27 protein-coding genes are annotated in these 26,204 nt (G+C 72.9%); 12 read left to right on the top strand and 15 right to left on the bottom strand.

The features are described from left to right. Positions 1–71: 71 nt before the first annotated feature. Positions 72–431, top strand: a complete 360-nt coding sequence (locus tag AB0E62_RS08690) for a VOC family protein (RefSeq protein ID WP_362190060.1) — start codon at positions 72–74, stop codon at positions 429–431. Positions 432–460: 29 nt separating this feature from the next. After that, positions 461–853, top strand: coding sequence for a VOC family protein (locus tag AB0E62_RS08685; RefSeq protein ID WP_362190058.1), 393 nt, complete (start codon positions 461–463; stop codon positions 851–853). Positions 854–870: 17 nt separating this feature from the next. Here the strand turns inward: AB0E62_RS08685 and AB0E62_RS08680 are convergent, their stop codons facing one another. The 4 genes from AB0E62_RS08680 to AB0E62_RS08665 form a co-directional block, all read right to left on the bottom strand. Next, positions 871–1,971 (bottom strand): dipeptidase, encoded by a 1,101-nt coding sequence (locus tag AB0E62_RS08680; RefSeq protein ID WP_362190056.1) that lies wholly within the window; start codon positions 1,969–1,971, stop codon positions 871–873. 126 nt (positions 1,972–2,097) lie between these two features. Further along, positions 2,098–3,291, bottom strand: a complete 1,194-nt coding sequence (locus AB0E62_RS08675) for a dipeptidase (RefSeq protein WP_362190152.1) — start codon at positions 3,289–3,291, stop codon at positions 2,098–2,100. Between the two features lie 5 nt (positions 3,292–3,296). Further along, the gene (gene purE / locus AB0E62_RS08670; protein WP_362190054.1) at positions 3,297–3,818 is read right to left on the bottom strand and encodes a 5-(carboxyamino)imidazole ribonucleotide mutase; all 522 of its coding nucleotides are present in this window, start codon (positions 3,816–3,818) and stop codon (positions 3,297–3,299) included. Beyond that, positions 3,815–4,954: a 5-(carboxyamino)imidazole ribonucleotide synthase gene (locus AB0E62_RS08665; protein WP_362190052.1), complete on the bottom strand. Its 1,140-nt coding sequence runs from the start codon at positions 4,952–4,954 to the stop codon at positions 3,815–3,817. Before AB0E62_RS08665 ends, purE begins: the two co-directional genes overlap by 4 nt. 193 nt (positions 4,955–5,147) lie before the next feature. On the opposite strand from AB0E62_RS08665, the gene AB0E62_RS08660 reads away from it, so the two are divergent. Continuing rightward, positions 5,148–5,651, top strand: coding sequence for a GtrA family protein (locus tag AB0E62_RS08660; RefSeq protein ID WP_362190050.1), 504 nt, complete (start codon positions 5,148–5,150; stop codon positions 5,649–5,651). Between the two features lie 58 nt (positions 5,652–5,709). Here the strand turns inward: AB0E62_RS08660 and AB0E62_RS08655 are convergent, their stop codons facing one another. Beyond that, on the bottom strand, positions 5,710–6,984 hold the full coding sequence (locus tag AB0E62_RS08655; protein ID WP_362190048.1) for an ATP-binding protein: 1,275 nt from the start codon (positions 6,982–6,984) through the stop codon (positions 5,710–5,712). A gap of 35 nt (positions 6,985–7,019) precedes the next feature. After that, positions 7,020–7,697, bottom strand: a complete 678-nt coding sequence (locus AB0E62_RS08650; protein ID WP_030615631.1) for a response regulator transcription factor — start codon at positions 7,695–7,697, stop codon at positions 7,020–7,022. A 495-nt stretch (positions 7,698–8,192) separates the two neighbouring features. Between AB0E62_RS08650 and AB0E62_RS08645 the strand changes: the two genes are divergently transcribed. The 3 genes from AB0E62_RS08645 (at position 8,193) to AB0E62_RS08635 (ending at position 11,445) form a co-directional block, all read left to right on the top strand. After that, positions 8,193–9,698 carry an oligopeptide:H+ symporter gene (locus AB0E62_RS08645; RefSeq protein ID WP_362190045.1) on the top strand — a complete coding sequence of 502 codons (1,506 nt, stop codon included), beginning with the start codon at positions 8,193–8,195 and terminating at the stop codon, positions 9,696–9,698. 120 nt (positions 9,699–9,818) lie between these two features. Next, positions 9,819–10,397, top strand: coding sequence for a helix-turn-helix domain-containing protein (locus AB0E62_RS08640; protein ID WP_362190043.1), 579 nt, complete (start codon positions 9,819–9,821; stop codon positions 10,395–10,397). A 166-nt stretch (positions 10,398–10,563) separates the two neighbouring features. Next, a complete protein-coding gene (locus AB0E62_RS08635; RefSeq protein ID WP_362190150.1) occupies positions 10,564–11,445 on the top strand; it encodes an alpha/beta fold hydrolase in 882 nt (293 codons plus the stop codon). Between the two features lie 323 nt (positions 11,446–11,768). Here AB0E62_RS08635 and AB0E62_RS08630 read toward each other — a convergent pair whose 3' ends face one another. Both AB0E62_RS08630 and AB0E62_RS08625 read right to left on the bottom strand, forming a co-directional pair. Next, entirely contained in the window at positions 11,769–12,362 is a 594-nt protein-coding gene (locus AB0E62_RS08630; RefSeq protein ID WP_362190041.1) for an ATP-binding protein, read from the bottom strand. Between the two features lie 315 nt (positions 12,363–12,677). Further along, the gene (locus AB0E62_RS08625; protein ID WP_030615625.1) at positions 12,678–13,055 is read right to left on the bottom strand and encodes an STAS domain-containing protein; all 378 of its coding nucleotides are present in this window, start codon (positions 13,053–13,055) and stop codon (positions 12,678–12,680) included. 249 nt (positions 13,056–13,304) lie between these two features. On the opposite strand from AB0E62_RS08625, the gene AB0E62_RS08620 reads away from it, so the two are divergent. Continuing rightward, complete coding sequence (locus AB0E62_RS08620) at positions 13,305–14,201, top strand: RNA polymerase sigma factor SigF (protein ID WP_362190039.1); 897 nt, start codon at positions 13,305–13,307, stop codon at positions 14,199–14,201. A 69-nt stretch (positions 14,202–14,270) separates the two neighbouring features. Here AB0E62_RS08620 and hutI read toward each other — a convergent pair whose 3' ends face one another. From hutI to hutU, 4 genes are all read right to left on the bottom strand, one after another. Beyond that, the gene (gene hutI, locus AB0E62_RS08615; RefSeq protein WP_362190037.1) at positions 14,271–15,449 is read right to left on the bottom strand and encodes an imidazolonepropionase; all 1,179 of its coding nucleotides are present in this window, start codon (positions 15,447–15,449) and stop codon (positions 14,271–14,273) included. A gap of 20 nt (positions 15,450–15,469) precedes the next feature. Next, entirely contained in the window at positions 15,470–16,807 is a 1,338-nt protein-coding gene (locus tag AB0E62_RS08610; protein ID WP_362190035.1) for a formimidoylglutamate deiminase, read from the bottom strand. Then, on the bottom strand, positions 16,804–18,006 hold the full coding sequence (locus AB0E62_RS08605; RefSeq protein ID WP_362190148.1) for an allantoate amidohydrolase: 1,203 nt from the start codon (positions 18,004–18,006) through the stop codon (positions 16,804–16,806). Before AB0E62_RS08605 ends, AB0E62_RS08610 begins: the two co-directional genes overlap by 4 nt. A gap of 89 nt (positions 18,007–18,095) precedes the next feature. After that, positions 18,096–19,760: a urocanate hydratase gene (gene hutU / locus AB0E62_RS08600; RefSeq protein ID WP_362190033.1), complete on the bottom strand. Its 1,665-nt coding sequence runs from the start codon at positions 19,758–19,760 to the stop codon at positions 18,096–18,098. A gap of 374 nt (positions 19,761–20,134) precedes the next feature. On the opposite strand from hutU, the gene AB0E62_RS08595 reads away from it, so the two are divergent. From AB0E62_RS08595 to AB0E62_RS08580, 4 genes are read left to right on the top strand one after another with little or no spacing between them, the layout of a single operon-like run. Then, complete coding sequence (locus tag AB0E62_RS08595) at positions 20,135–20,518, top strand: hypothetical protein (protein WP_362190031.1); 384 nt, start codon at positions 20,135–20,137, stop codon at positions 20,516–20,518. After that, positions 20,515–21,342, top strand: coding sequence for a transcriptional regulator (locus tag AB0E62_RS08590; RefSeq protein WP_362190029.1), 828 nt, complete (start codon positions 20,515–20,517; stop codon positions 21,340–21,342). The genes AB0E62_RS08595 and AB0E62_RS08590 overlap by 4 nt, the downstream gene beginning before the upstream one ends. 31 nt (positions 21,343–21,373) lie before the next feature. Further along, positions 21,374–21,853, top strand: coding sequence for a roadblock/LC7 domain-containing protein (locus AB0E62_RS08585; protein ID WP_362190027.1), 480 nt, complete (start codon positions 21,374–21,376; stop codon positions 21,851–21,853). Between the two features lie 10 nt (positions 21,854–21,863). Beyond that, positions 21,864–22,238, top strand: a complete 375-nt coding sequence (locus AB0E62_RS08580) for a hypothetical protein (RefSeq protein ID WP_362190025.1) — start codon at positions 21,864–21,866, stop codon at positions 22,236–22,238. Between the two features lie 7 nt (positions 22,239–22,245). Here the strand turns inward: AB0E62_RS08580 and AB0E62_RS08575 are convergent, their stop codons facing one another. Further along, the gene (locus tag AB0E62_RS08575) at positions 22,246–22,839 is read right to left on the bottom strand and encodes a hypothetical protein (protein ID WP_362190023.1); all 594 of its coding nucleotides are present in this window, start codon (positions 22,837–22,839) and stop codon (positions 22,246–22,248) included. Between the two features lie 104 nt (positions 22,840–22,943). Further along, the gene (locus AB0E62_RS08570; RefSeq protein ID WP_362190020.1) at positions 22,944–23,786 is read right to left on the bottom strand and encodes a MurR/RpiR family transcriptional regulator; all 843 of its coding nucleotides are present in this window, start codon (positions 23,784–23,786) and stop codon (positions 22,944–22,946) included. 130 nt (positions 23,787–23,916) lie between these two features. On the opposite strand from AB0E62_RS08570, the gene AB0E62_RS08565 reads away from it, so the two are divergent. Further along, entirely contained in the window at positions 23,917–25,332 is a 1,416-nt protein-coding gene (locus AB0E62_RS08565; protein WP_362190017.1) for a cytosine permease, read from the top strand. Positions 25,333–25,343: 11 nt separating this feature from the next. On the opposite strand, the gene AB0E62_RS08560 is transcribed toward AB0E62_RS08565, so the two are convergent. Next, positions 25,344–26,105, bottom strand: a complete 762-nt coding sequence (locus AB0E62_RS08560; protein ID WP_362190014.1) for an SDR family oxidoreductase — start codon at positions 26,103–26,105, stop codon at positions 25,344–25,346. Positions 26,106–26,204: the final 99 nt, after the last annotated feature.

Raw genomic sequence — 26,204 nt, 5'->3', positions numbered from 1 at the left:
CCGCTTCTGCGGGAGCATGCAGTAACCGTTACCGGTTACCCGTCTCTACAGGTAACGCCGAGGAGGTAGTCATGGCTCTCGCCAGGCTCGAAGCCGTGGTCGTGGACTGTCCCGACCCCCGCGCCCTGGCCGGCTTCTACGCCGGTGTGCTGGGCGGCACGGTGGAGGGGGACGACGAGTGGGTGGACCTGAGGGTGCCCGGCGGCGCGGTGCTGGCCTTCCAGCGGGCGCCCGGGTTCGTGCCGCCCGAGTGGCCCGCGGCCGACCGCTCCCAGCAGTTCCACCTGGACCTGACCGTGCCGGACCTGGACGCGGCCGAGAAGGAGGCGCTGGCACTGGGCGCCAGGCCGCTGGACACCGCCGACCGCTCCCGCACCTTCCGTGTCTACGCCGACCCGGCGGGGCACCCGTTCTGTCTCTGCGCCGGCTGAGACCCCCGCACAAGAATCCGGAGGACACCATGGCACCCGTGGCCCGTTTCCGTAACGTCGTGCTCGACTGCCCCGACCCGCACGCCCTGGCCGCCTTCTACGCGGCGGTGGCCGGGGGCACCCCGCGGGCGGAGGACGACGACTGGGTCGTCCTCCAGGTGCCGGACGGCCCCCGGCTGGCCTTCCAGCGGGCCGAGGGCTACACCCCGCCGGAGTGGCCGCGCGCCGACCGCAACGGCCAGCAGCTCCACATCGACTTCGACGCGGGCCCGACGTGGGCGGACGTCGACGCCGCGCACGAGAAGGTGCTCGCGCTCGGGGCCCGCCCGCTGGACCTGGAGGACCGCGAGAAGAAGGACTTCCAGGTGTACGCCGACCCGGCCGGGCATCCGTTCTGCCTGTCCCGGATCGAGCACGGGTAAGGCTTCGGGCCGGGTCCTTAAGGGGCGTCCAGGTCGGTGATCCGCGGTGTCGGTGCCTCCCGGCGGTGCTGGGCGGCCCGGGCCGTGAAGTCCGCGCTGCGCAGCACCCGCTGGACGTTTCCCCAGGTCAGCAGGGACAGTTCGGTCTCGGACCAGCCACGCCGGAGCAGCTCGGCGATCAGGTGCGGGTAGCGGGAGGCGTCGGCGAGTTCACGGGGGTGGACGGCCCCGGAGTCGTAGGTGCCGGACAGGCCGACGCACTCGGCGCCGGCCACGTCACGGACGTGGTCCAGGTGGTCGGCGACGTCCGGCACGGCCGGGCCGGTCTGCTCGGCGGTCAGCGGCACCATGCACAGGCCCTTGGCGGCGCCCAGGGCGGCCAGCAGGTCGTCGGGCAGGTTGGCGGGGTGCGGGCACAGGGCGTGGGCGGCCGAGCGGGTGCACAGCACCGGGGCCCGGGACAGCGCGAGGGCGCGGCGGACGGTGGCCTCACCGGCGCCGGTGACATCGGCGAGCACCCCCAGCCGGTTCATCTCCCGCACCACCTCCTCCCCGAACCGGGTCAGCCCGGACGGGCCGGCCCAGGCGGTGCCCGCGAGGGTGAGGACGCGCACGCCGAGGGCGTGCAGGATGCGCAGGACGGCGAGGGAGCCGTCCAGCGCGGCGCCGTGCGCGGGGCCGAGCAGCACGGCGACCCGGCCCCGGTTGCGGGCGTCGATGACCTGCCCGGCGGTGCGCACCAGGAGCAGCCCCTCCGGGTGCGCCTCGACGACCGAGCGCGCCAGGTCCAGCTGTTCCAGGGTCGCCGTCACCGGGCGCTCGCCGGCCGGCTGCTCGGGCAGGAGCAGCGACCAGAACAGCGCGCCGACGTGCCCGGCGCGCATCCGGGGCACGTCCGTGTCGACGGCGGCCTCGCCCAGCTGGAGGTCGTGGCCGGGCAGATGGCGCAGGGCCCAGGGCAGGCCGCTGTAGCCGTCGGCCACCGGGTGCCCGGCGAGCAGGGCGCGGGCCCGCTCCAGCAGGTCCCCGGCCGGCGGGAGGCGAAAGGGGTCGTCCGGCAGGCCGTCGTCCCCGCCGACCTCGGTCGTGCGGGGGATGTCGTCCTGGAGGTCGGCCATGGTCAGCTCCGTACGTCGTCGGCGGCTACGCCGGTCGCGCTACGGCGGGCTGTGGCCGGCGTACCGACACGGTCGCACGGAGCGGGCGGAACCTCCTGGCGAACGGGGCGTTCGGGGGTAACCCGGTCAGCTCCCGCCGGGGGTGCCGTCCAGGTCCCCGATGGTGGCGAGGGAGGGGCCGCGGGTGGCCTGGAGATCCCGGGCCACGTCCTCCGCCGCGCCCAGCACCCGTACCGCGTTGCGCCAGGTCAGCTTGGCCAGGTCGGTCCGGGACCAGCCGCGGTCCAGCAGCTCGGCGAGGAGGTTGGGGTAGCCGGACACGTCGTCCAGGCCGTCCGGGGTGAACGCGGTGCCGTCGTAGTCGCCGCCGATGCCCAGGTGGTCGATGCCGGCCACCTCGCGCATGTGGTCCAGGTGGTCGGCCACCGTGGACACCGTGGCGACCGGGCGGGGGTGGCGCTCCTCGAAGGCGCGGTGCAGCCGCATCGCCTCGGGGCTGGTGTCCAGGTGGTGCAGGCCGTGGGCGCGCAGGTTGTCGTCGGCGGCGGCCGTCCAGTCGACGGCGGCCTGGAGGACGAACTTGGGCACGAACGTCACCATCGCCATACCGCCGTTGGCGGGCAGCCGCTCCAGGACGTCGTCGGGGATGTTGCGCGGGTGGTCGCAGACCGCGCGGGCGGAGGAGTGCGAGAAGATCACCGGCGCGGTGGCGGTGTCCAGCGCGTCCCGCATGGTGGTGGCGGCCACGTGCGAGAGGTCGACCAGCATGCCGAGCCGGTTCATCTCCCGGACGACCTCGCGGCCGAAGGCACTCAGGCCGCCGGCCCTGGGCTCGTCGGTCGCGGAGTCCGCCCAGTCCACGTTGGAGTTGTGGGTGAGCGTCAGGTAGCGCACGCCCAGCGCGTACAGGGCGCGCAGGGTGCCCAGGGAGTTGGCGATGGAGTGGCCGCCCTCGGCGCCCATCAGGGAGGCGATCCGGCCCTCGGCTCGGGCCGACTCCAGGTCGGCGGCGGTCCGCGCGGGTGCCAGGTCCGCCGGGTAGCGGTCGAGCATCCGGCGGACGCAGTCGATCTGCTCCAGGGTGGCCGCGACCGGGTCGGGCTGTTCGGCCGGCACGTACACCGACCAGTACTGGGCGCCGACCCCGCCGGCGCGCAGCCGGGGCAGGTCGGTGTGCAGCCGGTCGTGCCGGTCCCCGGCGATGTCCAGGGCGTCGAGGTCGTAGCGGACCTGCTCGCGCAGCGCCCACGGCAGGTCGTTGTGACCGTCGACGACCGGGAACTCGCGCAGCAGCTCCCGGGCCTCCTCCAGCGCGCCCATGCCGGTCACTTCCCGAAGCCGAAGCCGCTCGCGCCCTCGACCTTGGCGCGCAGCCGCTTGCCCTTCTCGGTGGCCTGGTCGTTCAGCTCCTGCTGGAAGTCGCGCATCCGGTGCAGCAGTTCCTCGTCGTGCGCGGCCAGCATCCGGACCGCGAGCAGACCGGCGTTGCGGGCGCCGGCGACGGAGACCGTGGCGACCGGGACACCGGCCGGCATCTGCACGATGGACAGCAGCGAGTCCATGCCGTCCAGGTACTTCAGCGGCACGGGGACACCGATGACCGGCAGCGGGGTGACGGAGGCGAGCATGCCGGGCAGGTGGGCGGCGCCGCCCGCGCCCGCGATGATCGCCTTCAGTCCGCGGTCGGCGGCCTGCTCGCCGTAGGTGATCATCTCGCGGGGCATGCGGTGCGCGGAGACGACGTCGACCTCGTAGGCGATCTCGAACTCGTCGAGGGCCTTGGCGGCGGCCTCCATGACGGGCCAGTCCGAGTCCGACCCCATGACGATGCCAACAAGGGGGCTCATTCGGTGATCGTGCCTCTCAGGTAGCCGGCTGCGTGACGGGCGCGCTCCAGCACGTCGTCCAGGTCGTCGCCGTAGGTGTTGACGTGTCCGACCTTGCGGCCGGGCTTCACGTCCTTGCCGTACATGTGGATCTTGAGCTTGGGGTCGCGGGCCATGCAGTGCAGGTACGCGGAGTACATGTCCGGGAAGTCGCCGCCCAGGACGTTGACCATGACCGTCCACCTGGCGCGCGGCCGCGGGTCGCCCAGCGGCAGGTCCAGGACCGCGCGGACGTGGTTGGCGAACTGGGAGGTGATCGCGCCGTCCATGGACCAGTGGCCGGAGTTGTGCGGGCGCATCGCGAGTTCGTTGACCAGGATGCGGCCGTCGCGGGTCTGGAACAGCTCGACGGCGAGGTGGCCGACGACGTCCAGTTCCTTCGCGATGGTCAGGGCCAGCCGCTCGGCGTGCAGGGCCAGGTCCTCGGGCAGGTCCGGGGCGGGCGCGATCACGGTGTCGCAGACGCCGTTCACCTGCCGGGACTCCACCACCGGGTAGGCCACGGCCTGGCCGTGCGGGGAGCGGACGACGTTGGCCGCGAGCTCGCGGACGTAGTCCACCTTCTCCTCGGCGAGGACCGGGACGCCGGCGCGGAACGGCTCGGCCGCCTCCTCGGCGTTCTCCACGACCCACACGCCCTTGCCGTCGTAGCCGCCGCGGACGGTCTTGAGGACGACGGGGAATCCTTCGCCCTCGGCCGCGAACCGGACCACGTCCTGCGGATCGGAAACGATCCGGTGCCGTGGGCACGGGATGCCGATCGCGTCGAGTCTCGCCCGCATCACGCCCTTGTCCTGGGCGTGCACCAGCGCGTCCGGGCCCGGACGCACGGGGATGCCGTCCGCCTCCAGGGCACGGAGGTGCTCGGTGGGTACGTGTTCGTGATCGAAGGTGATCACATCGCACCCGCGCGCGAATTCCCGCAGGGTGTCCAGGTCGCGATAGTCGCCGATGACGACATCGCTCACGACCTGCGCCGCGGAATCCTGAGGGGTGTCACTGAGAAGCTTGAACCTGATGCCCAACGGGATGCCCGCCTCGTGCGTCATACGCGCGAGCTGCCCCCCGCCGACCATGCCGACTACCGGGAACGTCACACCCCTAGCGTATCGGCCACACGGGGGCGGCCGGATCGCGTCCCCTCCCGAACTCTTACCCGGGCCTTCCCCGTCCCTTTCCGGCCGGTTTCCCGGCCGGTTTCCCGGCTGTGGCCCGGTCCATGGGCGCCCGGAGGCCCGCGCGGCTAGCATGGCCGGGTTGACGAACCCTACCGACGGGAGCTGCCCAGCCATGGAACCTCGTTCCTCGAGGCTGCAACGGCTCGTACGCGAGATGATCAAATTCGGCGCCGTCGGCGGCGCCGGGGTCCTCGTCAACCTCGCCGTGTTCAACCTGGTCCGGCACGTGTCGGACCTGCCGGTGGTGCGGGCGAGCGTCATCGCGACCGTCGTGGCCATCGTCTTCAACTACGTCGGATTCCGGTACTGGACCTACCGCGACCGCGACAAGAGCGGGCGCACCCGGGAACTGGTGCTGTTCCTGCTGTTCAGCGTGGCCGGCCTGGTGATCGAGAACGGCCTGCTGTACCTGGCGACGTACACCTTCGGGTGGGACACCCCGCTGCAGAGCAACGTCTTCAAGTTCGTCGGCATCGGCGTGGCCACGCTGTTCCGGTTCTGGTCCTACCGCAGCTGGGTGTTCCGGACGCGGCCGGCCGGGGAGGCCGTGTCGGGTGCGGAATCGATTCTGAAGCAGGAGTCGCGCCGGCCCGCGCCGCGCCAGCGGGTTCCGTAGCGGACCGCCGGGCCCGTCAGCGAACAGGCCGGGCCCGTCAGCGAACCGGTCGGATCCGTCAGCGGACCGTCGGCTCGTCCTCGTCCGTCTCCTTGCGCGCCGGGGGCGTGCGGGAGAGGAACAGGCCGAAGACCGGGGGCTGCGCCTGGAGCAGTTCCAGCCGGCCGCCGTCGGCCTCCGCGAGGTCCCGCGCGACGGCCAGGCCGATGCCCGTGGAGTTCCGCCCGCTGATCGTCCGCTCGAAGATCCGCGCGCCCAGGTCCGCCGGCACCCCCGGCCCCTCGTCGGTCACCTCGATCACGGCCTGGTTGCCGGTGACCCGGGTGCGCAGGGCCACGGTGCCGCCGCCGTGCATCAGCGAGTTCTCGATCAGCGCGGCCAGCACCTGCGCGACCGCGCCCGGTGTGCCCACCGCCGTCAGGTGCCGCTTGCCGGAGCTGACGACGGCCCGGCCGGCGCTGCGGTAGGCGGGGCGCCACTCGGCGAGCTGCTGCTGGATGACCTCGTCCAGGTCGAAGGCGACCGCGGAGCCGGTGCGCGGGTCGCGCGAGTTGGTCAGCAGCCGCTCCACCACGTCCGTCAGCCGCTCCACCTGCGTCAGCGCGATGGTGGCCTCCTCCTTCACCGTCTCCGGGTCGTCGGTGAGGGTGATCTCCTCCAGCCGCATGGACAGGGCGGTGAGCGGGGTGCGCAGCTGGTGCGAGGCGTCGGCCGCGAGGCGCCGCTCGGCGGTCAGCATCCGTGCGATCCGCTCGGCGGAGGAGTCCAGCACATCGGCGACCCGGTCCAGCTCGGGCACGCCGTACCGCTTGTGCCGCGGGCGCGGATCGCCGGAGCCGAGGCGTTCGGCGGTCTCGGCGAGGTCGGTGAGCGGGGAGGCGAGCCGGTTCGCCTGCCGGAGGGCGAGGAGCACCGCCGCGATCACCGCGAGCAGCGCGACCAGCCCGATGATCACCAGCGTCCGGCCGACCTCACGGGTCACCGCGGAGCGGGGCTCCTGCACGGTGACGGTCTCGCCCTCCTCGCCGCGCTGCGTGTAGGAGATGGTGTCGCCCTCGGGCTTGCTGCCGATCTCTATGGGCGCCTTGCCGGGCATGCTGATGACCGCGTACTGGTCCTTGCTGACCGGGTTGGCCAGCACCTCCGCGTTGATGTTCTCCGCGGCCAGGATCCGGCTGTCCACGATGCTGGCCAGCCGCACCGCCTCGGACTCGACCCGCTCCTGGGCGCTGTTGCTGATGGTCCGGGTCTCGACGATGACGAGCGAGACACCGAAGACGGCGATCACCACCAGCACGACGGCGAGTGTGGACTGGATGAGACGTCGGCGCATGGTCCGTTACCTGAGGTGATCGCCGCCGGCCCGGCTCAGCTCTTCTCGAAGCGGAAGCCCACGCCGCGCACCGTCGCGATGTACCGGGGGTTCGCCGCGTCGTCGCCGAGCTTCTTGCGCAGCCAGGAGATGTGCATGTCGAGGGTCTTGGTGGACGACCACCAGGTGGTGTCCCAGACCTCGCGCATCAGCTGGTCCCGGGTGACCACGCGGCCGGCGTCCCGCACCAGCACCCGCAGCAGGTCGAACTCCTTGGCGGTCAGCTGGAGCTCCTCGTCGCCCATCCAGGCGCGGTGCGACTCGACGTCGATGCGCACCCCGTGCGTGGCCGGCGGCTGCTGCGGCTCCGCGGACCCGCGCCGCAGCAGCGCCCGGACCCGGGCGAGCAGTTCGGCGAGCCGGAAGGGCTTGGTGACGTAGTCGTCGGCGCCCGCGTCCAGACCGACGACGGTGTCCACCTCGTCGGCCCGCGCGGTCAGGATGAGGATCGGCACGGTGTGGCCGTCGGCCCGCAGCCGGCGGGCGACCTCCAGGCCGTCCATGCCGGGCAGGCCCAGGTCCAGCACGACCAGGTCGACGCCGCCCTGCATTCCGGCGTCGAGCGCGGCGGGTCCGTCCTCGCGCACCTCGACCTCGTAACCTTCCCGGCGCAGGGCGCGGGCCAGCGGCTCCGAGATGGACGCGTCGTCCTCGGCGAGCAGTACACGGGTCATGAGGTGATGGTAGTCCGCCCGTGTGCGGTGCCGGGGCGTGATCGCCTTCCCGGCTTCTTACCTTCGTACGCTCCCGGTACAGACCATTGACCTGGGGATGGGATCGTAGGAGAGACCTTCGAAACCGGTCGCGCGGTTCCCGCGACACCTGTGATCCGCGTCTCAAGTCCTTCCATATCCGGCGGTGTCCTGCCGTATGGTGACCTGAACGCCTGTAGTACGCACCGGGGACCTTTGGCGAGCAGTCGACGCTGAAGGTCTCTTTTGTGTACGGGCTGATCGGATCAGCCTCGAAAGGAATGACCTCTGGCCGGGCTCCGGGCGCAGCGACGCGTGTGGGGCGTGGATCCCGGTGGTCGCCGTCCGCCGCCTCCGCGATCCGGAGGCGGACTCCCCCATGGGCGTGGGGGTGGACGACCGACCTGCCGGTGCCGGCCGCACCCCCACCGGGCGCGCAACGCTCCAGCCGCGCGTCCCGACCAGCAAGGAACGACCATGGCGTCCAGCCTGACGAAGGACTCGGTCCGACCGGGCACCCCCGGTTCCGAGAAGACCTTCTTCGGCCACCCCCGCGGACTGGCCACTCTCTTCATGACCGAGATGTGGGAGCGTTTCTCCTACTACGGCATGAGGGCCCTGCTCCCGCTGTACCTGGTGGCCCCGGGTGGCCTGCACCTCAGCGGTGGCACGGCGAGCGCGATCTACGCGGTGTACCTGTCGCTCGTGTACCTGCTCGCCCTGCCCGGCGGCTGGTTCGCCGACCGTCTGCTCGGTCCCCGCAAGACGGTCGCCGTCGCGGGCGCGGTCATCATGCTGGGCCACCTGTGCCTGGCGGTCCCCTTCGCCGCGAGCTTCTACGTCGGCCTGGTGCTCGTCGCCATCGGTTCGGGTCTGCTGAAGGCCAACATCTCCACGATGGTCGGCCACCTGTACAACGGCCCGGAGGACCCGCGCCGAGACGGTGGCTTCACGCTGTTCTACATCGGCATCAACCTCGGCGCCTTCGTCGCCCCGCTGGTCATCGGCACCATCGGCGAGAACGTCAACTGGCACCTGGGCTTCGCGCTGGCCGCGCTGGGCATGGCGCTGGGCCTGGCCCAGTACCTGATGGGCGGCCGCCACCTGAACCCGAGGAGCAGCGAGGTCCCGACCCCGCTGACCGCCGAGGAGAAGGCCGCCACGCTGCGCAAGGGCCTGGTCTGGCTGGCCGTCGCCGCGGTGTTCTACGGCGTCGTCGGCGGCACCGGTCACTTCACCCTGAACTGGGCGCTGATCCCGCTCACCGTCATCGGCCTGATCGTGCCGATCCTGGTCATCGCCCGGATCATGCGGGACAAGGACCTGGACGCGGGCGAGCGCTCGAAGGTGTCGGCGTACATCTGGTTCTTCGTCGCCGCGGCCGTCTTCTGGATGATCTACGACCAGGGTGGCTCGACGCTGTCGCTGTTCGCCAAGGACAGCGCGGAGAACTCGGTCCTCGGCTGGGACTTCCCGGTCTCCTGGTACCAGTCGGTCAACCCGGTGCTGATCATGGCGCTGGCGCCGGTCTTCGCGTGGCTGTGGCTGTGGCTGAACCGGCGCGGCAAGGAGCCGAGCACGATCGTGAAGTTCTCTTCCGGTCTGGTGCTGGTCGGTGTGTCCTTCTTCGTCTTCCTCGCCCCGCTGTCGGTCGCCGAGGGCGGTCACAAGGCCGCGGCGCTGTGGCTGGTCGCGATCTACTTCGTGCAGACCGTCGGTGAGCTGACGCTGTCGCCGGTGGGTCTGTCGGTGACCACGAAGATGGCTCCGCAGAAGTACGCCTCCCAGATGATGGGCGTGTGGTTCCTCGCGGTGACCGCGGGCGACTCCGTCACCGCCCTGCTGTCGAACCCGGCCGTCGGCGGCGTCAACCTCGACAAGAAGGGCTTCGTCGCCCTGGAGGCCGTGCTCGCCGTGGTCGCGGGCGTGGCGGTGTGGATGTACCGCAACAAGGTCAAGAAGCTGATGGGCAACGTCAACTAGGCGTCGGTCCCGGCCGGGAGGGCCGCCGTACCCAGCTGGGTACGGCGGCCCTCTTCCGTTGCGGAACGGCCCTCCGCCCCTTTTCTTGAGCGAACGATCCACATAAGTTACGGTGAGGTCATGGCGAGGACCCGGGAGTTCGACACCGAAGCGGCGGTGAGCCGCGCCATGGAGCTGTTCTGGACGCGCGGCTACGAGGCGACCTCCGTGCGCGACCTGACCCAGCACCTGGGGATCGGCCAGGGATCCCTGTACGCCGCGTTCGGCGACAAGGACGGCCTGTACCGGGCCGCGCTGGAGCACTACCGCACCACCCTCGCGGCGGCCGCCCTGCGCGACCTGGAGCAGGAGGCGGACGCCCGCGCGGCGATCCGTACGCTGCTGACGGAACGGATCCGCGTCGCCGTCGGGCACGGCGGTCAGGGCTGCCTGGCCGTCAACGCCGTCTGCGAACGGCTGCCCCAGGACGCGGCGACCCGGCGCACCGTGCGCGACATGCAGGACGCGAGCCGGGAAGCACTCACCGAGGTACTGCGTGCCGCGATGGAGCGGGGCGAGATCGCGGCACGGCACGACCCGCACACGCTCGCCGCATTCCTGGTCACCTTCCTCAACGGACTGCTCGTCTCCTCGAAGATCACACCCGACGCGCCCGCCCTCGCACCCCTCGTGGAACTCGCGCTGACCATTCTCGACTGAGAAGCCGGCCGTCTCGGCCCAGGGCTCTCATGCCCAGAATCTGTAACGATCGATCAAGAACGGATCCCTGTCTCGCCGCGATCACGGCACCCTCATGAGCGCCGGGGGTCCGGGCCGCCCGCTCACCCCATCGACCCACCGCACCCAGGACAGGAAGCACCACGTCATGATGTACGACCACACCACGACGCCCCTGCGCACCGGCCGTGCCGCCGTCAACGGAACGAGCCTGCACTACCGGACGGCCGGAACCGGCCCCGCCGTGGTACTGCTGCACGGCGTGCCCAAGACCGGCTACCACTGGCGCCACCTCGTCCCGAGGCTGACGCCCCACCACACCGTCGTCGTGCCCGACCTGCGCGGTCTCGGGGACTCCGACCACCCCGCCGACGGCTACGACTCTGCGACGATGAGCGACGACATCGCCGAGCTGATGGCCCGCCTCGGACACGAGACCTACGCCGTGATCGGCGAGGACTGGGGGGCGGTGATCGGCTACCAGCTCGCCGCCCGCCACCGCGACCACGCCACCGCACTGGTCCACGCCGAGGCCCTGTTCCCCGGCTTCGGCTTCGAGGACCACACCGCCCTCACCGCCGAGAACGTCTCCAGCGGCATGCACCTGTGGCACCTGGGCTTCTACTTCCAGCCCGACGTCCCCGAGATGCTGATATCCGGACACGAACGTGAACTGATCACCTACATGATCAAGAACGAGCGCAGCCACCCCGACACCGCCACCCCCGACGCGATCGAGGAGTACGTGCGCTGCTACTCCATGCCCGGCGGAATCCGCGCGATGCTCGCCGTCTACCGGGCGATGCTCACCGACGCCGAACAGAACCGGCAGGCCGCACGGCGGAAGCTGGACATCCCGGTCCTGGCGCTCGGCGGCTCCGCTTTCATCGGCGAGCGCAACGAGTCCCAGGCACGGCTCGTGGCCCACCACGTCACCGGACACGTCTTCGACGCAGGCCACGACCTCGCGGAGGAAGTACCCGACGAGATGGCCGACGTGATCCTGCCGTTCCTGGCGGCACACCGGTAGCCGGCGTCCCCCACCGGGGCGGGAAGGGCCCCGGCAGGCCGAGCCGGTCAGCCCGGGCGAGTTCGGGCACGGCTGCGGCGAAGATGTCGTCGAGGGGCCCGCCGCTGACGCCGAGCCTTGTCCCGGACGGCGGAAGGCCGCCGGCCACCGGTCTCCGCAGCGGCAGCACGCCGCCGGTCCACCCGTGGCTCACCTACCGGGGCGCCTGGCTCGACGACCAGGGCGGGCCGGGGCGGCGTCACCGTCCGCGGTCGGCCGGACGCCCGCGTGCGGCTCGGTCCGGGACGTCGCCGCCTGCGGTCAGACCGAGGTGCCGTCTTCGGTCAGGCCGGGGCGCCCAGTTCTGCCCAGACCGTCTTGCCCGGCGTGCCGGTGATCCGGATGACGCCCCAGTCCAGGCACAGCCGCTGCACGATGAACATGCCGTGGCCGCCGGGCCGGCCGGCCCGGTGCGGGGTGCGTGGGGCCGGCTGGCCGGTGCCCTGGTCGGAGACCTCTATCCGGATCACCTTGTTGTCACAGGTGAGCCGCAGCTCGTCGGGACCCTCGGCGTGCAGGCAGGCGTTGGTGACCAGCTCGGAGACGACGAGCAGCACGTCCTCGGCGGCGGCCCGCCGGTCGGCGGTGGCGGCGGGCAGCCACCCCCACGCGTGCAGCGCCTGGCGGGTGAAGTCGCGCGCGAGCGGGACGACCCCGCTCTCGCCTTCCAGGCGGAGTCTGCGCACCTGCGGCTCGCGGCCCTGCGGAGTGCCGCCGGCCGGCGCGGACGGCGTGGCCGCCCCCGCGGCGGTCGGCACGGACGGCACGGCTGCCCCCGCGGCCGCGCCTACGGTCGGCGCGCCCCCCTCGGACGCCCCGGAAGCGCCGCTGGGCTCCGGGCCGCGCTCGCCCGGCGAGTAAGGCCGGGTGGTGCTCATCAGCGCTTCACCTCACCGATTCACCAGTTCACGATTACAAAAGTCCGGTCAGTGGTCGGGGCCGGCACCGCGGGCCGCGGTCCGGTCCAGGAGCCGGGCGACAGGCGCCGGCCGCGGCGGCCGTCGCGCCGCCCGGGGGCCGGCCGGCTGTCCGCCGGACGCACGCCCCGTGCGCGTTCCGTGCAGGCCGCCCCCCGCCTTCTTGTGCCCTCTCCTGCCCGGCCGATCCCAGGGAACACCCCCGTGTTCGGGGTGACCCTCGAGGCACCCGCGGGGGCCGGGTGCGGGCCGGTCCGTACGGCAGGACACGGCGGCTCAGTCGGCACCGTCGGCCAGGGCGGCCTCGACGGAGTCGTGGACGGTGAAGACCGTCTCGGCCCCGGTGATCTCGAACACCCGGGCCACCACCGGCAGCATGCCGGCCAGGTGGACCCCTCCGCCGGCGGCGTCCGCCTTCAGCCGGGCGCCGAGCAGGACGTTCAGTCCCGTCGAGTCGCAGAACTCCAGGCGGGAGCAGTCCACGACGAGCCGCGAGAAGCCCTTGTCGAGCAGGTCGTCGAGGGGCTCACGCAGAAGATCGGCGGTGTGGTGGTCGAGCTCCCCCGCCGGTGTCACAACGGCGCTGGAGCCCTCTTCCCGCACCTCCACCAGAAGCCGGCCCGACTGTGCGCTGCCGACCGTCCCGTGGTCCATGCCGTCTCTCTCTCCCGAGGTCGTGGCTGCTGATGCCCTCGAACATTACGCCTTCCCTGCGCACTCCGACACCCGAACAACCGCACACAAACGGACATACCGCAACAGAACGCACTTGCGACTCTCTCGGTGCAGCGGGTAGGGCTAGTAAAGGACACACACCCCTACACGCCGGCTTCGGAGGCGCCGCACACCGCAGTGCACGTACTGGCTTCGGCAGCCATATGCCGAGAACGATGGAGGACACCCATGTCACCCCGGCTCGACGCATCGCATACCCCGATCGCGACGTCGACACCCCCACCGGTACCGCTGGATCATCCCATCGACCCCCTCGACCCCTTCGAGGGCCTCCCGGAGATCCCCCCTTACGACGAGATCGGCCCGGTCGACGCGCGGGCCCTGTCCAAGACCCTCTTCGAGCGGCTGGAGTCGCTGGAGGAAGGGACGCACGAATACGCGTACGTCCGCAACACCCTCGTCGAGCTGAACCTCGCGCTCGTCAAGTTCGCCGCCTCCCGCTTCCGCTCCCGCAGCGAGCCGATGGAGGACATCATCCAGGTCGGCACCGTCGGCCTGATCAAGGCCATCGACCGCTTCGAACTCTCCCGCGGTGTGGAGTTCCCCACTTTCGCGATGCCGACCATCATCGGCGAGATCAAGCGGTTCTTCCGTGACACCTCGTGGTCCGTGCGGGTCCCGCGCCGGCTCCAGGAGCTGCGGCTGGACCTCGCCAAGGCGGGCGACGAGCTGGCACAGCAGCTGGACCGCGCGCCCACGGTCGCGGAACTCGCCGAACGCCTCGGCATCTCCAGCGAGGAGGTCGTCGAGGGCATGGCCGCCTCGAACGCCTACACCGCCTCCTCGCTGGACGCCCAGCCCGAGGAGGACGACACCGAGGGCGCGCTCGCGGACCGCATCGGCTACGAGGACCACGGGCTGGAGGGCATCGAGTACATCGAGTCCCTCAAGCCGCTGATCGCCTCGCTCGCGCCCCGCGACCGGAAGATCCTCTCCCTGCGCTTCGTGGCGAACATGACCCAGTCGGAGATCGGCGAGGAACTGGGCATCTCCCAGATGCACGTCTCCCGGCTGCTGTCGCGCACGCTGGTACGGCTGCGCAAGGGGCTGACCCTGGAGGAGTGACCCGCCGCGGGACGCCTCGCGCGTGCGGTGAGCGGTCCGGCCGGTGCGGCCGGACCCGCCGCGCGCCGGTCAGACGACCCGCACGCCCGCCCGCCACACCCCGGCGACCAGCGGGACTCCCGGGCGGTAGGCCAGGTGGACATGGCTCGGCGCGTCGAGCAGCAGCAGGTCCGCGCGGGCGCCCGGGGCGAGCCGTCCGATGTCGGTGCGGCGCAGGGCGGCGGCGCCGCCCGCCGTCGCCGACCAGACCGCCTCGTCCGGGGTCATCCGCATGTCGCGGACGGCCAGGGCGATGCAGAAGGGCACCGACGACGTGAAGGACGAGCCCGGGTTGCAGTCGGTGGACAGGGCGACGGTGACGCCCGCGTCCAGCAGGCGGCGGGCGTCGGGCCACTCGGCGCGGGTGGAGAACTCGGCGCCGGGCAGCAGGGTGGCGACCGTACGGCTGTGCGCGAGCGCGTCGACGTCCGCGTCCGTCAGGTGGGTGCAGTGGTCGGCGCTGGCCGCGTCCAGTTCGACGGCCAGTTGCACACCGGGGCCGTAGGAGAGCTGGTTGGCGTGCACACGGGGGTGCAGGCCCTTCGCCCTGCCCGCCGTGAGGACGGCGCGGGCCTGGTCGCCGTCGAAGGCGCCCTTCTCGCAGAACACGTCGATCCAGCGGGCGTACGGCGCGCAGGCGTCCAGCATCTCCCCGGTGACCAGGGCGACGTAGGCGGCCGGGTCGTCGGCGTGGTCGGGGCTGACGACGTGCGCGCCGAGGTAGGTCACCTCCTCGGTGTGCCGGGCGGCCAGGCGCAGGGCGCGGGCCTCGTCCTCGACCGTGAGGCCGTAGCCCGACTTGGTCTCGAGCGTGGTCGTGCCCTGGCGCAGCGCCTCGGCGAGGTAGCGGGTGAGGTTCGCCTCCAGTTCCGCGTCGCTCGCGGCGCGGGTGGCCGCGACCGTGGTGCGGATGCCGCCAGCGCTGTAGGCGCGGCCGGACATGCGGGCGTTGAACTCCTGCGTCCGGTCCCCGGCGAAGACCAGGTGGGAGTGGGAGTCCACGAAGCCCGGCAGCACCGCCCGGCCGTCCGCGTCGACCCGGTTGTCAGTGGCGGGTGCTTTGCTTGACTCACCGGTCCACACGACCCGGTCGCCGTCGATGACGACGGCCGCGTCCCGGACCAGGCCGAGAGGGGAGCCTCCCCGTCCGAGGGAGGGGTCGTTGGTGACCAGCGTGGCGATGTTGGTGATGACGGTGCTGCTGCTCATGGTGTCCTCGTGGGTGATCGTCAGGCGCGGAGGGCCGCGACGGCCCGCGCCAGGGCCTGCGGCACATCGGGTACGCGCGTGTGCGCCCCGTCGCGCACGACGTGCCGGCCGCCCACGACCGTGTGCCGTACGTCCGCCGCGCCCGCCGCGAATACGGCCGTCTCGGCGCCCAGCCGGGGCAGGGGTCCGGCCGTCCTGACCGAGTCCAGGGCGATCGTGGTCAGGTCGGCGAGCGCGCCGGGCTCGATGGTGCCGGCGTCGTCCCAGCCGAGGGCGGCGTGCCCGTCGGCGCCGGCGGCCCGCAGCAGGGCGGCGGCCGTCCAGTGACCCCGGGTACGGCTGCGCAGCCGCTCGTTCAGCTCCATCGCGCGCGCCTCTTCGAGCAGGTCGATGACGGCGTGGCTGTCGGAGCCGAGACAGAGCGGGGAGCCGGCCCGCTGGAGGGCCACGGCCGGGCCGATGCCGTCGGCCAGGTCCCGTTCGGTGGTGGGGCACATGCAGGTGCCGGTGCCCGAGCCGCCGAGCAGGGCGATGTCCTCATCCGTCAGGTGGGTGTTGTGCACGCCGGTGGTGCGCGGGCCGAGGACGCCGTGGTCGGCGAGCAGCCGGGTGGGGGTACGGCCGTGCGCGGCGAGGCAGGCCTCGTTCTCGGCGGTCTGCTCCGACAGGTGCACGTGCAGCGGCGCCCGGCGCTCGCCGGCCCACTCGGCCACCGTCGCCAGCTGCCCGGCGGGCACGGCCCGTACGGAGTGGACGGCCGCCCCGATCTTCGCGTGATCCCGTTCCTTGAGAACTCCACAGCGTTCGGCCCAGGCCGCGGCAGTGCCGTCGGAGAACCGCAGCTGATGGGCGCTGGGCGGCTCGCCGAAGCCGGCGGACAGGTAGCAGGTGTCCAGGAGGGTGATCCGGATGCCGGCCTCGGCGGCGGCCGCGATCAGCGCCTCCCCCATGGCGTTGGGGTCGGCGTACCGGGTGCCGCCGGGCGCGTGGTGCACGTAGTGGAACTCGCCGACACAGGTGATCCCGGCGAGCGCCATCTCCGCGTACACCGCGCGGGCCAGGGCGTGGTAGCTGTCCGGGGTCAGGCGGTCGGCGACGGAGTACATCACCTCGCGCCAGGTCCAGAAGGTGCCGCTGCCGACCTGGACGGTGCCGCGCAGCGCGCGGTGGAAGGCGTGGCTGTGGGCGTTGGCGAGCCCCGGCAGGGTCAGCCCGCGCAGCACCTGCGCGCCCGGGGGCGGGGCGTCCACGCCGGTGCGCACGGCGCCGACGCGTCCGCCGGCCACGTCCACGGCCACGCCCGGCTCGACCCGGTCGCCGAGCCAGGCGTGCTCCAGCCAGTAGGTTCCCTGGGTCACCGGCAGGCCAGTCCTTCCAGTACGTCGGCGAGTGCGCGCACCCCGGCCACGCAGTCGTCCTCGGCCGCGAACTCGGCCGGGGAGTGCGAGACGCCGGTGGGGTTGCGCACGAACAGCATGGCGGTCGGGACGCTCCCGGACAGGATCCCGGCGTCGTGTCCCGCTCCGGTGCCGAGGACGGGCACGGTCAGGCCGGTGTCCTTGCCGAGGATCCGGGCGAGTTCGTCCCGCAGGGCGTGGTCGAACTCGACCACCGGGGTGAAGGACTCCCGGACGACGTCGAGAGCGATGCCGTGGGCGTCGGCGTACTCCCGGGCCGCCTTCTCGACGCCGGCCACCACGGTGTCCAGGGTCTGCTGGTCGGCGGCGCGGGAGTCGAGCCAGCCGCGCACCAGCGAGGGGATCGCGTTGACGCCGTTCGGCTCCACCGCGATCTTCCCGAAGGTGGCGACGGCACCGGCGAGTGAGGCCTCGCGGCGGGCGGCGAGCACGGTCTCGGCGTAGGACAGCATGGGGTCGCGGCGGTCCGCCAGCCGGGTGGTGCCGGCGTGGTTGGCCTCGCCCCGGAAGTCGAACCGCCAGCGGCCGTGCGGCCAGATGGCGCTGGCGACGCCCACGCGGTCGCCGGACAGGTCCAGCGCGCGGCCCTGTTCGACGTGCAGCTCCACGAAGGCGCCGATCCGGGCCAGCCGTTCGGGGTCGGGTCCGATGGCCTCCGGGTCGTACCCGGCCGCCTCCATGGCCCGGGGCAGGGTGATCCCGTCGCCGTCGGTGAGCCGGTGCGCCTGCCCGGCGGTCAGGTGCCCGGCGGTGAGCCGCGAGCCGACACAGGCGAGCCCGAACCGGGCCCCCTCCTCGTCGCCGAAGTTGACGAGGGCGAGCGGCCTGGCGAACCGTGCGCCCCGGCCGCGCAGTTCGTCCAGGGCGGCGAAGGAGGACACCACGCCGAGGGGGCCGTCGAAGGCCCCGCCGTCGGGTACGGAGTCCAGGTGGGATCCGGTGACGACGGCGTCCCCGGCGGCCGGGTCGCCCAGCCAGGCCCACTGGTTCCCGTTCCGGTCGACCTCGTACGCCAGCCCGCGCGCCTTCGCCTGCTCCTTGAACCAGTCCCGGCACTCGGCGTCGGCGCCGGTCCAGGCGTACCGCCGGTACCCACCGGACTCGGGGTGCCGGCCGAGGGGGAGCAGCTCCCGCCACATCTCGTGGAAGGAGGCGCCCCGTACCGGCTCCGGGTCGTGGCCCCGCGCGGGCTGCGGGCGGTCGTTCCGCGGGGCGTTGCCGTCCTGCGTCACGCCGGGTCACCTTCACGCATCGGCACCCGCACGTCCCGCTCGGCCGCGACCGACTCGGCGATGTCGTACCCCGCGTCCACGTGCCGGATGACGCCCATGCCGGGGTCGTTGGTGAGCACGCGCCGGATCTTCTCTCCGCCCAGCTTCGTGCCGTCGGCCACCGTCACCTGTCCCGCGTGGAGGGACCGTCCCATTCCCACCCCGCCGCCGTGGTGGAGGGACACCCAGGACGCGCCGGAGGCCACGTTGACCATGGCGTTCAGCAGCGGCCAGTCGGCGATCGCGTCGGAGCCGTCGAGCATGGCCTCGGTCTCGCGGTACGGCGAGGCGACCGACCCGCAGTCCAGGTGGTCCCGGCCGATGGCCAGCGGCGCGGCCAGCTCCCCGCTCGCGACCATGTCGTTGAACCGCTCACCGGCCTTGTCCCGCTCGCCGTAGCCGAGCCAGCAGATGCGCGCGGGCAGGCCCTGGAAGCGGACCCGTTCGCCGGCCAGCCTGATCCAGCGGGCCAGGGACTCGTTCTCCGGGAAGAGGTCCAGGATCGCCTTGTCGGTCTTGGCGATGTCGGCCGGGTCGCCGGACAGGGCCGCCCAGCGGAAGGGGCCCTTGCCCTCGCAGAACAGCGGGCGGATGTAGGCGGGGACGAAGCCGGGGAAGGCGAACGCCCGGTCGTAGCCGGCGAGTCTGGCCTCGCCGCGGATGGAGTTGCCGTAGTCGAAGACCTCGGCGCCGGCGTCCAGGAAACCGACCATGGCCTCCACGTGCCGGGCCATGGACTCGCGGGCGCGGGTGGTGAAACCGGCCGGGTCCTTGGCGGCCTCGGCGGCCATGTCCTCGAAGGCCACGCCGGCCGGGAGGTACGACAGCGGGTCGTGGGCGGAGGTCTGGTCGGTGACGATGTCGATGGGGGCGTTCATGGCGAGCAGCTGCGGGACCAGTTCGGCCGCGTTGCCGAGGACGCCGATGGACAGCGGGCGGCGGGCGTCCCGGGCCTCCACGGCGAGCTGGAGGGCGTGGTCGAGGGAGTCGGCCCGGACGTCCAGGTAGCGGTGCTCGATGCGGCGCTCGATGGCGCGCGGGTCGCAGTCGACGCAGATCGCGACGCCGTCGTTCATGGTGACGGCGAGCGGCTGGGCGCCGCCCATGCCGCCGAGGCCGGCGGTCAGGGTGATGGTGCCGGCGAGCGTGCCGCCGAACTTCTTCGCGGCGACGGCGGCGAAGGTCTCGTAGGTGCCCTGGAGGATGCCCTGGGTGCCGATGTAGATCCAGGAGCCGGCGGTCATCTGGCCGTACATGGTCAGGCCGAGGGCCTCCAGGCGGCGGAACTCCTCCCAGGTGGCCCAGTCGCCGACGAGGTTGGAGTTGGCGATGAGGACGCGCGGGGCCCACTCGTGGGTCTGCATCACGCCGACCGGGCGGCCGGACTGGACCAGCATGGTCTCGTCCTGCTTGAGGGTCTTCAGGGTGCGGACCATGGCGTCGAAGGAGCGCCAGTCGCGGGCGGCCTTGCCGGTTCCGCCGTAGACGACGAGCTTGTCCGGGTGCTCGGCGACCTCGGGGTCGAGGTTGTTCTGCAGCATGCGCAGGGCGGCTTCCTGCTGCCATCCCAGGGCGCTGAGTTCCGTGCCGCGCGGTGCTCGTACGGGGCGGGGTCCCGACATCTCTGTCTCCTCCTGTGCCTACGACTATTCACATCCTGTCGAGCTGAATAGAGCTAGTCAATAGGGGCACGGTCCCGTCCGGGCGCGGGAGGTGTCCGGCTGGAGGCGCCGGGAGCCGGGGGCGGAACGGAGAGGCCCGGGAAGGGCACCCGGCCGCGCGGGACGCGGGAGGGCCGCGCAGGGAACCGGGGCCGGGAGGGGGAGGGCGTGGCCGCCGGCGGAGGGAGCAACGGCCGCGGAACACACGTCAGTTGGGCAACTCTAGTACGTCGGACGCATGTTCCATCGGAAAATGCCAAAGGCCCCGCGTCCCGCACACACGTTGCGTAGTGTCAACGTCACTCAGCCGGAGTCCCAGGCGGGAGGAAGCCACGGTGCCCGGAATCGACGAGTGCTTACTGGAAGCGATGCGACTGCCCGGTGCCCGGGGAGCCGCGCTGGTGGACTGGACCAGCGGACTGGCCCTCGGCACGGTCGGCGAGGCCCCCGGCGGGGACCACGAGACGAGCGCCGCCGAGGCCGCGGAACTGGCCCGGACGGCCGCCGAACACGGCACCTTCGCCCCGGCCGGCGAGGGGCTGCCGCCCATGGAGGACGTGATCGTCAGCAACGGCGAGAGCTATCACCTGCTGCGGTTCGTCGCCACCTCCTTCGACAGCAGCGTGTTCCTGCACCTGTGGCTCGGCCGCGAGGAGGGCAACCTCGCGCTCGCCCGGATCCGGCTCGCCGAGATGGCCGCCCGGCTGGTGCTGGGATGACCATGGTCCGGACACCTCCGCCGGCCCTGCCGGTACGGGACCGGCGGGCCGCGCGCGCCCTGTCCCCGATGCTGACCCGGCTCGCCGAGGAGCGGGCCACCGGCGTCCTGGTCCGCGAACACGGCGTCCTGCACCTCGCCGAGGGCCGGGTGGTGCACGCCGAGAGCCCCCTCGCCCCGGATCTCGGCGTGCTCCTCACGGCCCACGGCACCCTCGCCACCGCCGCCTGGCAGCGGGCGGCGGCCCACGCCCCGGACCCCGCGCACGCGGCGGAACTGCTGCTGCGCTCCGGGGTGCTGCCCACCGGCGCGCTGGAGCTGTGCCACCTGGACGCGCTGTACGACGCCGGGTACTTCGCGCTGGCACCGAGCGGCACCCCGGGCCGGTTCCGGTACGAGCCCGGGCCACGGCTCGGCCCGCTGCCCTCGGTGCCGGTGGTCGCGCTGGAACGCGAGACGCTGCGCCGCCGGCTGCTGCTGCACCGGCTGTGGCCCGACCCGGCCGCCGACAGCGCCCCGCTGATCCGCGCCGACCCGGCGTTGGGCCGCACCCCCGCCGCGCCGGTCACCCACCGGCAGCGGGCCGTCCTGGACCGCGTGGACGGCGTCCGCACGGCCGCCGGCCTCGCCCGGGACCTGGGCCGGCAGGCCTTCCACACGCTGGTCGACGTCCGCCGGCTCACGGCGGCCGGCTGGATCGCGCCGGTGTCCGCGGGCCCCGCGCCACCGCCCGCGCCACCGCCCGCACCGGCGCCCCGCCCGGCCGCCACCGACCCCGACATCGCGCTGCTGAAGAGGCTCAGGGATGCGCTGGAGGCGCTTTGAACGGCACCGCCCCGCCGAGAGGAGACAGCTCATGGTGACCGAGGAGGACCTGCGCACCGTGCTGGCCGAACTGCACCGGCTGCGCACCCGGGTCCCGCAGCTCACCGGCGCCCTCGCGGCCGGCGTCGACGGCCTCGTCGTCGCCCACGACACCCCCGGCGTCGACCCCGAGGGCCTGGCCGCGCTCACCGCCGCCGCGCTCGGGGTCGCCGTACGGACCGCCGACGCCACCGGCCGGGGAGCCCTGCGGGAGCTGCTGGTGCGCGGCGAGCACGGCTATGTCGCCAGCTACGCGGCCGGCCGCACCGCCGTGCTGACGCTGCTCGCCCAGGACCGGGTCAACGTGGGCCGGCTGCACCTGGAGGGCCGCCGGGCCGGCGCCCGCATCGGGGAGCTGCTGGACGCCGCCGAGGCCGTCCGTCCGCTCCCCGGCACCACCCCCGCACGCACCCAGGGCCCCCGCGCGCCGCGCACCACGGCCGCCGAGGCCCGTACCGCAACCGACAGCTGAGAGGACCCCCATGTCCGACACCGCGACCGCGCTGAAGCAGGCCCTCACCACCATCGAGGGCGCCACCGGAGCCGCGCTCGTCGACTACACCAGCGGGATGGCGCTGGGCACGCTGGGCGGCGGCCAGAGCTTCGACCTGAACGTCGCCGCCGCCGGCAACACCGATGTCGTCCGCGCCAAGATGCGCACGATGGAACTCCTCGGCCTCAAGGGCGAGATCGAGGACATCCTGATCACCCTCACGGACCAGTACCACCTGATCCGCCTGCTGCGGGGCCGCGGCGGCAACGGCCTGTTCCTCTACCTGGTGCTGGACGCCGGCCGGGCCAACCTGGCGATGGCCCGGCACCAGCTGCGCCGGATCGAGGAGGACCTGGAGGTCTGACGGCAGCTCAGACCAGCGCCGGGGTACGGCGGCGGGCCCCGCCCGGGGCCGCGTCGCCGGCCGCGATACCCGTGGCCCGCAGGCTCCTGACCGCCTTGCCCGCCGGGCGCCCGCCGCCGCGGCCGAGCCAGTCGACGCGCACCCACAGCAGGGCCTCGGCGGACCGCTCCAGCCGCCCGATCCAGGCCGCCTTCAGCCACAGCCCGGCCCCGAGCCCGGCCAGCAGCAGCCCGCCGGCCGCGGGCACCGCGAACGCCGAGCCCAGCGCGAGCGCCCAGCCCAGCAGCAGCCACCAGCGGTGCCCCCGGCGCCACAGGCGCACGGTCACCGCGCGGTCCTGGAGCACGTCGTACTTGCCCGCGCGGGCCGCCCCGCGGGCCAGCGCCCGGTACCGGCCCCGGTGGGCCAGCAGCACACCGGCCGCGCCGAGCAGGAACAGCGCCGCCCCGGCCGTCACCCCGATCCGCCGCCCGGTCAGCCCCTCGGGAACGGCGCCGATCCCGGCGGCGACCACCCCGAGCCACCACAGCGGCGCGGCGCCCGCCCGTACGACGACGGCCACCCGCGCCAGCCCCTGTCCTCCACGTCCTCCGCGCGCCACGTCAGCCTCCCGTGTCACGTGTCCACACAGCGCTTGTGTCTCGCAGGGAAGCTAATAGCAGAACGTGAGACCAGTCTGAGAGCGGCGGGGCCCGGTCCCCCGGTTCATTCCACGAACAGCCCCCGGGCCGCCGCCTTGGCGTCGAACTCCTCCAGCCGGGCCTGGGCCTCCGGCAGGTTGTCGCACAGCGCCTCCAGCAGCACCCGGCCGAGCAGCATCGGCGCGCACGCGGTGTCGAAGGCGAGCCCGGTGCCGACGGCGGCGGGCAGCAGCAGGTCGGAGTGCTTGGCGACGGGCGCGAACGCCGAGTCGGCGACCGTGACCACGGTCAGGCCCGCGTCCTTGGCGTGGGCGAGGGTGTCCACGACCTCGCGCGGGTGCCGGGGCAGCGCGAAGCACAGCAGGGCGGTGGCCCCGGCGCGGACGGCGCCGTCGATGCGGTCCTCGATCATCGTGCCGCCCTCGTGGAGCAGCCGGACGTCCGGGTGGACCTTGGCGGCGAAGTAGGCGAAGCCGTAGGCCTGGGAGGCGGCGGCGCGCAGGCCCAGCACCGGCAGCGGGCGGGAGGCGGCGAGGATCCGGCCGGCCCGCTGCACCGGGCGCGGGTCGGCGAGCAGCTCCGCCAGGTGCCGCAGGTTCTCGATCTCGGCCTCGACGGCCTGCTGGTACTCGTTGTAGGCGCCGTCGCCCGGGGCCGGTCCGGCCGGGACGACCTCGCGCAGGTGCCGGCGCAGGGCGGGATAGCCGTCGAAGCCGAGGGCGACGGCGAACCGGGTCACCGACGGCTGGCTGACCCCGGCCAGTTCGGCCAGCTCCACACTGGACAGAAAGGGCACGTCGGCGGCCCGGCGCACCATGCTGTGCGCGATGCGGCGCTGGGTCGGCGTGAGCCGGTGGCCCTCGAAGAGCGCCTGCAACCGGGTCGCAGGGCTGTCGCTCGCGCTCATGCGGTACTCCCCCTCCAGATCTCCTCGACGCCCCGGGAGAGTACAGCGCCGGGGCATTGACAAACACCGGCCGCCTATTCAGACAGTGTGTCGCTGCATACCGTTATACAGCCCGGTGTGGGGAGAACGCATGGCACAGTTCGTGGAACCGCGCTCCATCGATGTCGTCCCGGACGAGGAACGGCACGGCAGGGCCTTCGGCCAGTTCACGCTGTGGCTGGGGGCCAACCTCCAGATCACGGCCGTCGTCACCGGCGCCCTCGCGGTCGTCTTCGGCGGCGACGTGGTCTGGTCGGTGCTCGGCCTGCTGCTCGGCAACCTGCTCGGCGGCGCGGTGATGGCCCTGCACTCCGCGCAGGGGCCGCGCCTGGGCCTGCCGCAGATGATCCAGTCCCGGGCCCAGTTCGGGGTGCGCGGGGCGGTCGTGCCGCTGCTGCTGGTGGTCGTGATGTACGTCGGCTTCTTCGCGTCCGGCAGCGTGCTGGCCGGGCAGGCGGTGGGCGAGCTGACGCACACGGACGACACCACCGGGATCCTCGTCTTCGCCGCCGTCACCGGGGTCATCGCCGCCGCCGGCTACCGGGTGGTGCACGCCCTCGGCCGGGTGGCGAGCACGGTGTGCGCGCTCGCCTTCGTCTTCCTCGCCGTACGCCTGCTGGACCGCGCCGACACCTCCGCGCTGCTGCACGACGCGCACTTCTCGCTGCCGGTGTTCCTGCTGGCGGTGTCGCTGTCGGCGTCCTGGCAGCTGGCGTTCGGGCCGTACGTGGCCGACTACTCCCGCTATCTGCCGCGCACCACGTCCCCGAAGGCGACCTTCTGGTGGACGCTGTCCGGCTCCGCGCTGGGCTCCCAGTGGTCGATGACCTTCGGGGTGCTGGTCGCGGCCACGGCCGGCGAGGCGTTCCTGGACCGCCAGGTCGGGTATGTCGTCGGCCTCGGCGGCACCGGACTGGTCGCGTCCTTCCTGTACTTCGTCATCGCGCTCGGCAAGCTCACCGTGAACGTCCTCAACACCTACGGCGGTTTCATGTCGCTGGTGACGGGCGTGAGCGGCTTCCGCGGGCAGCGCCGGCTGTCACCGGCGGGCCGGGTGGCGTACATATCGCTGGTGATGGCGGCGGGCACCGCGGTGGCCCTGCTGGGCAAGGACAGCTTCCTGTCCTCCTTCAAGGACTTCCTGCTGTTCCTGCTGACGTTCTTCACGCCCTGGTCGGCGATCAACCTGGTCGACTACTACCTGATCTCCAAGGAGCGCTACGACCTCGCGGCCCTCACCGACCCGCACGGCCGCTACGGCGCCTGGCGCTGGGACGCCCTCGCGGTGTACGCGGCCGGTCTGCTCGCCCAGCTGCCGTTCCTCGCCACCGGTTTCTGGACCGGCCCGCTGGTCGGCCCGCTCGGCGGCGCGGACATCTCCTGGATCGTCGGCCTGGCCGTGCCGGCGCTGCTGTACCGGCTGGTCGCCCGCCGCGTCCCGCCGGCCGCCCCGGCGCCGGAACCGGGGGCCGCCGGCGCCGAGGCGGCCGCACCCACCGCTCACTAGGCCGGGACGGGTCACGCCTGCCGGGTCGGCAGCACCATGATCTGGCGGAGGTTGACGTGCCGGGGGCGGCTGGTGGCGTAGGCGACGACATCGGCCACCTCCGCCGCCGAGAGCCCGCCGATCGCCCCGAACATCTCCTCCAGCTGCCCGGACAGCTCGGGGCTGCCGACGTGCGTCTTCAGCTCGGTCTCGGTCAGCCCCGGCTCGATGTTGGTGACCCGGACGTCCCGCGGCCCGAACTCGCCGCGCAGGGACTGCGACAGATAGGTCACGGCCGCCTTGGTCGCCCCGTACACCGCGTAGTTCGGGAAGGTCACGTGGGCGCCGATGGAGGAGACGTTGACCAGGTCGGCGGTGCCGCCCCCGGCCGCGGCGGCGACCAGGTCGGCGGTGAAGGCGCGGATGATCCGCAGCACTCCGGTGACGTTGGTGTCCAGCATCCGCTGCCACTCGTCGAGCCGGCCCTCGTCGACCGGGCCCGGCAGCATGACACCGGCGTTGTTGACGACCAGGTCGACGGCCCCGAACTCCTCGTGGATCCGGTCCCGGGCGGCCGTCACGGACGCGTCGTCGGTGACGTCGGCGGCCACGGCGAGGGCCTGCCCGCCGGCCGCCCGGATCTTGTCCACCAGCGCCTCCAGGCGGTCCGCGCGGCGGGCGAGCAGCGCGACCCGGGCGCCCTCGGCGGCCAGGTGCAGGGCGACGGCCTCGCCGATGCCGCTGGCGGCTCCGGTGATGACGGCGGTACGGCCGGACAGGCTCTCGTACGACATGGGGTGCTCCCTCGTGACTGCCGTCCGGGGCGCTTCCCCGGCGGTCGGCACCACTGTCGCCGGGTCCGGCCGCCGTACCCAGGGATGCGCTTTTCCTGG

The sequence above is a fragment of the Streptomyces sp. NPDC038707 genome (assembly GCF_040636485.1).
In the GTDB taxonomy this organism is placed as follows: Bacteria; Actinomycetota; Actinomycetes; order Streptomycetales; family Streptomycetaceae; genus Streptomyces.
This window is presented reverse-complemented; position numbering and strand designations above follow the sequence as displayed.

Coding starts and splice junctions, on each gene's coding strand:
- hutI (WP_362190037.1), bottom strand. CDS start 15,449: ATGAGCAGCAGCACCGTCATCACCAACATCGCCACGCTGGTCACCAAC.
- AB0E62_RS08690 (WP_362190060.1), top strand. CDS start 72: ATGGCTCTCGCCAGGCTCGAAGCCGTGGTCGTGGACTGTCCCGACCCC.
- AB0E62_RS08590 (WP_362190029.1), top strand. CDS start 20,515: ATGACCATGGTCCGGACACCTCCGCCGGCCCTGCCGGTACGGGACCGG.
- hutU (WP_362190033.1), bottom strand. CDS start 19,760: ATGTCGGGACCCCGCCCCGTACGAGCACCGCGCGGCACGGAACTCAGC.
- AB0E62_RS08570 (WP_362190020.1), bottom strand. CDS start 23,786: ATGAGCGCGAGCGACAGCCCTGCGACCCGGTTGCAGGCGCTCTTCGAG.
- AB0E62_RS08585 (WP_362190027.1), top strand. CDS start 21,374: ATGGTGACCGAGGAGGACCTGCGCACCGTGCTGGCCGAACTGCACCGG.
- AB0E62_RS08620 (WP_362190039.1), top strand. CDS start 13,305: ATGTCACCCCGGCTCGACGCATCGCATACCCCGATCGCGACGTCGACA.
- AB0E62_RS08675 (WP_362190152.1), bottom strand. CDS start 3,291: ATGGGCGCGCTGGAGGAGGCCCGGGAGCTGCTGCGCGAGTTCCCGGTC.
- AB0E62_RS08560 (WP_362190014.1), bottom strand. CDS start 26,105: ATGTCGTACGAGAGCCTGTCCGGCCGTACCGCCGTCATCACCGGAGCC.
- AB0E62_RS08640 (WP_362190043.1), top strand. CDS start 9,819: ATGGCGAGGACCCGGGAGTTCGACACCGAAGCGGCGGTGAGCCGCGCC.
- AB0E62_RS08655 (WP_362190048.1), bottom strand. CDS start 6,984: ATGCGCCGACGTCTCATCCAGTCCACACTCGCCGTCGTGCTGGTGGTG.
- AB0E62_RS08580 (WP_362190025.1), top strand. CDS start 21,864: ATGTCCGACACCGCGACCGCGCTGAAGCAGGCCCTCACCACCATCGAG.
- AB0E62_RS08635 (WP_362190150.1), top strand. CDS start 10,564: ATGATGTACGACCACACCACGACGCCCCTGCGCACCGGCCGTGCCGCC.
- AB0E62_RS08630 (WP_362190041.1), bottom strand. CDS start 12,362: ATGAGCACCACCCGGCCTTACTCGCCGGGCGAGCGCGGCCCGGAGCCC.
- AB0E62_RS08645 (WP_362190045.1), top strand. CDS start 8,193: ATGGCGTCCAGCCTGACGAAGGACTCGGTCCGACCGGGCACCCCCGGT.
- AB0E62_RS08660 (WP_362190050.1), top strand. CDS start 5,148: ATGGAACCTCGTTCCTCGAGGCTGCAACGGCTCGTACGCGAGATGATC.
- AB0E62_RS08565 (WP_362190017.1), top strand. CDS start 23,917: ATGGCACAGTTCGTGGAACCGCGCTCCATCGATGTCGTCCCGGACGAG.
- AB0E62_RS08685 (WP_362190058.1), top strand. CDS start 461: ATGGCACCCGTGGCCCGTTTCCGTAACGTCGTGCTCGACTGCCCCGAC.
- purE (WP_362190054.1), bottom strand. CDS start 3,818: ATGAGCCCCCTTGTTGGCATCGTCATGGGGTCGGACTCGGACTGGCCC.
- AB0E62_RS08625 (WP_030615625.1), bottom strand. CDS start 13,055: ATGGACCACGGGACGGTCGGCAGCGCACAGTCGGGCCGGCTTCTGGTG.
- AB0E62_RS08680 (WP_362190056.1), bottom strand. CDS start 1,971: ATGGCCGACCTCCAGGACGACATCCCCCGCACGACCGAGGTCGGCGGG.
- AB0E62_RS08650 (WP_030615631.1), bottom strand. CDS start 7,697: ATGACCCGTGTACTGCTCGCCGAGGACGACGCGTCCATCTCGGAGCCG.
- AB0E62_RS08605 (WP_362190148.1), bottom strand. CDS start 18,006: ATGTGGCGGGAGCTGCTCCCCCTCGGCCGGCACCCCGAGTCCGGTGGG.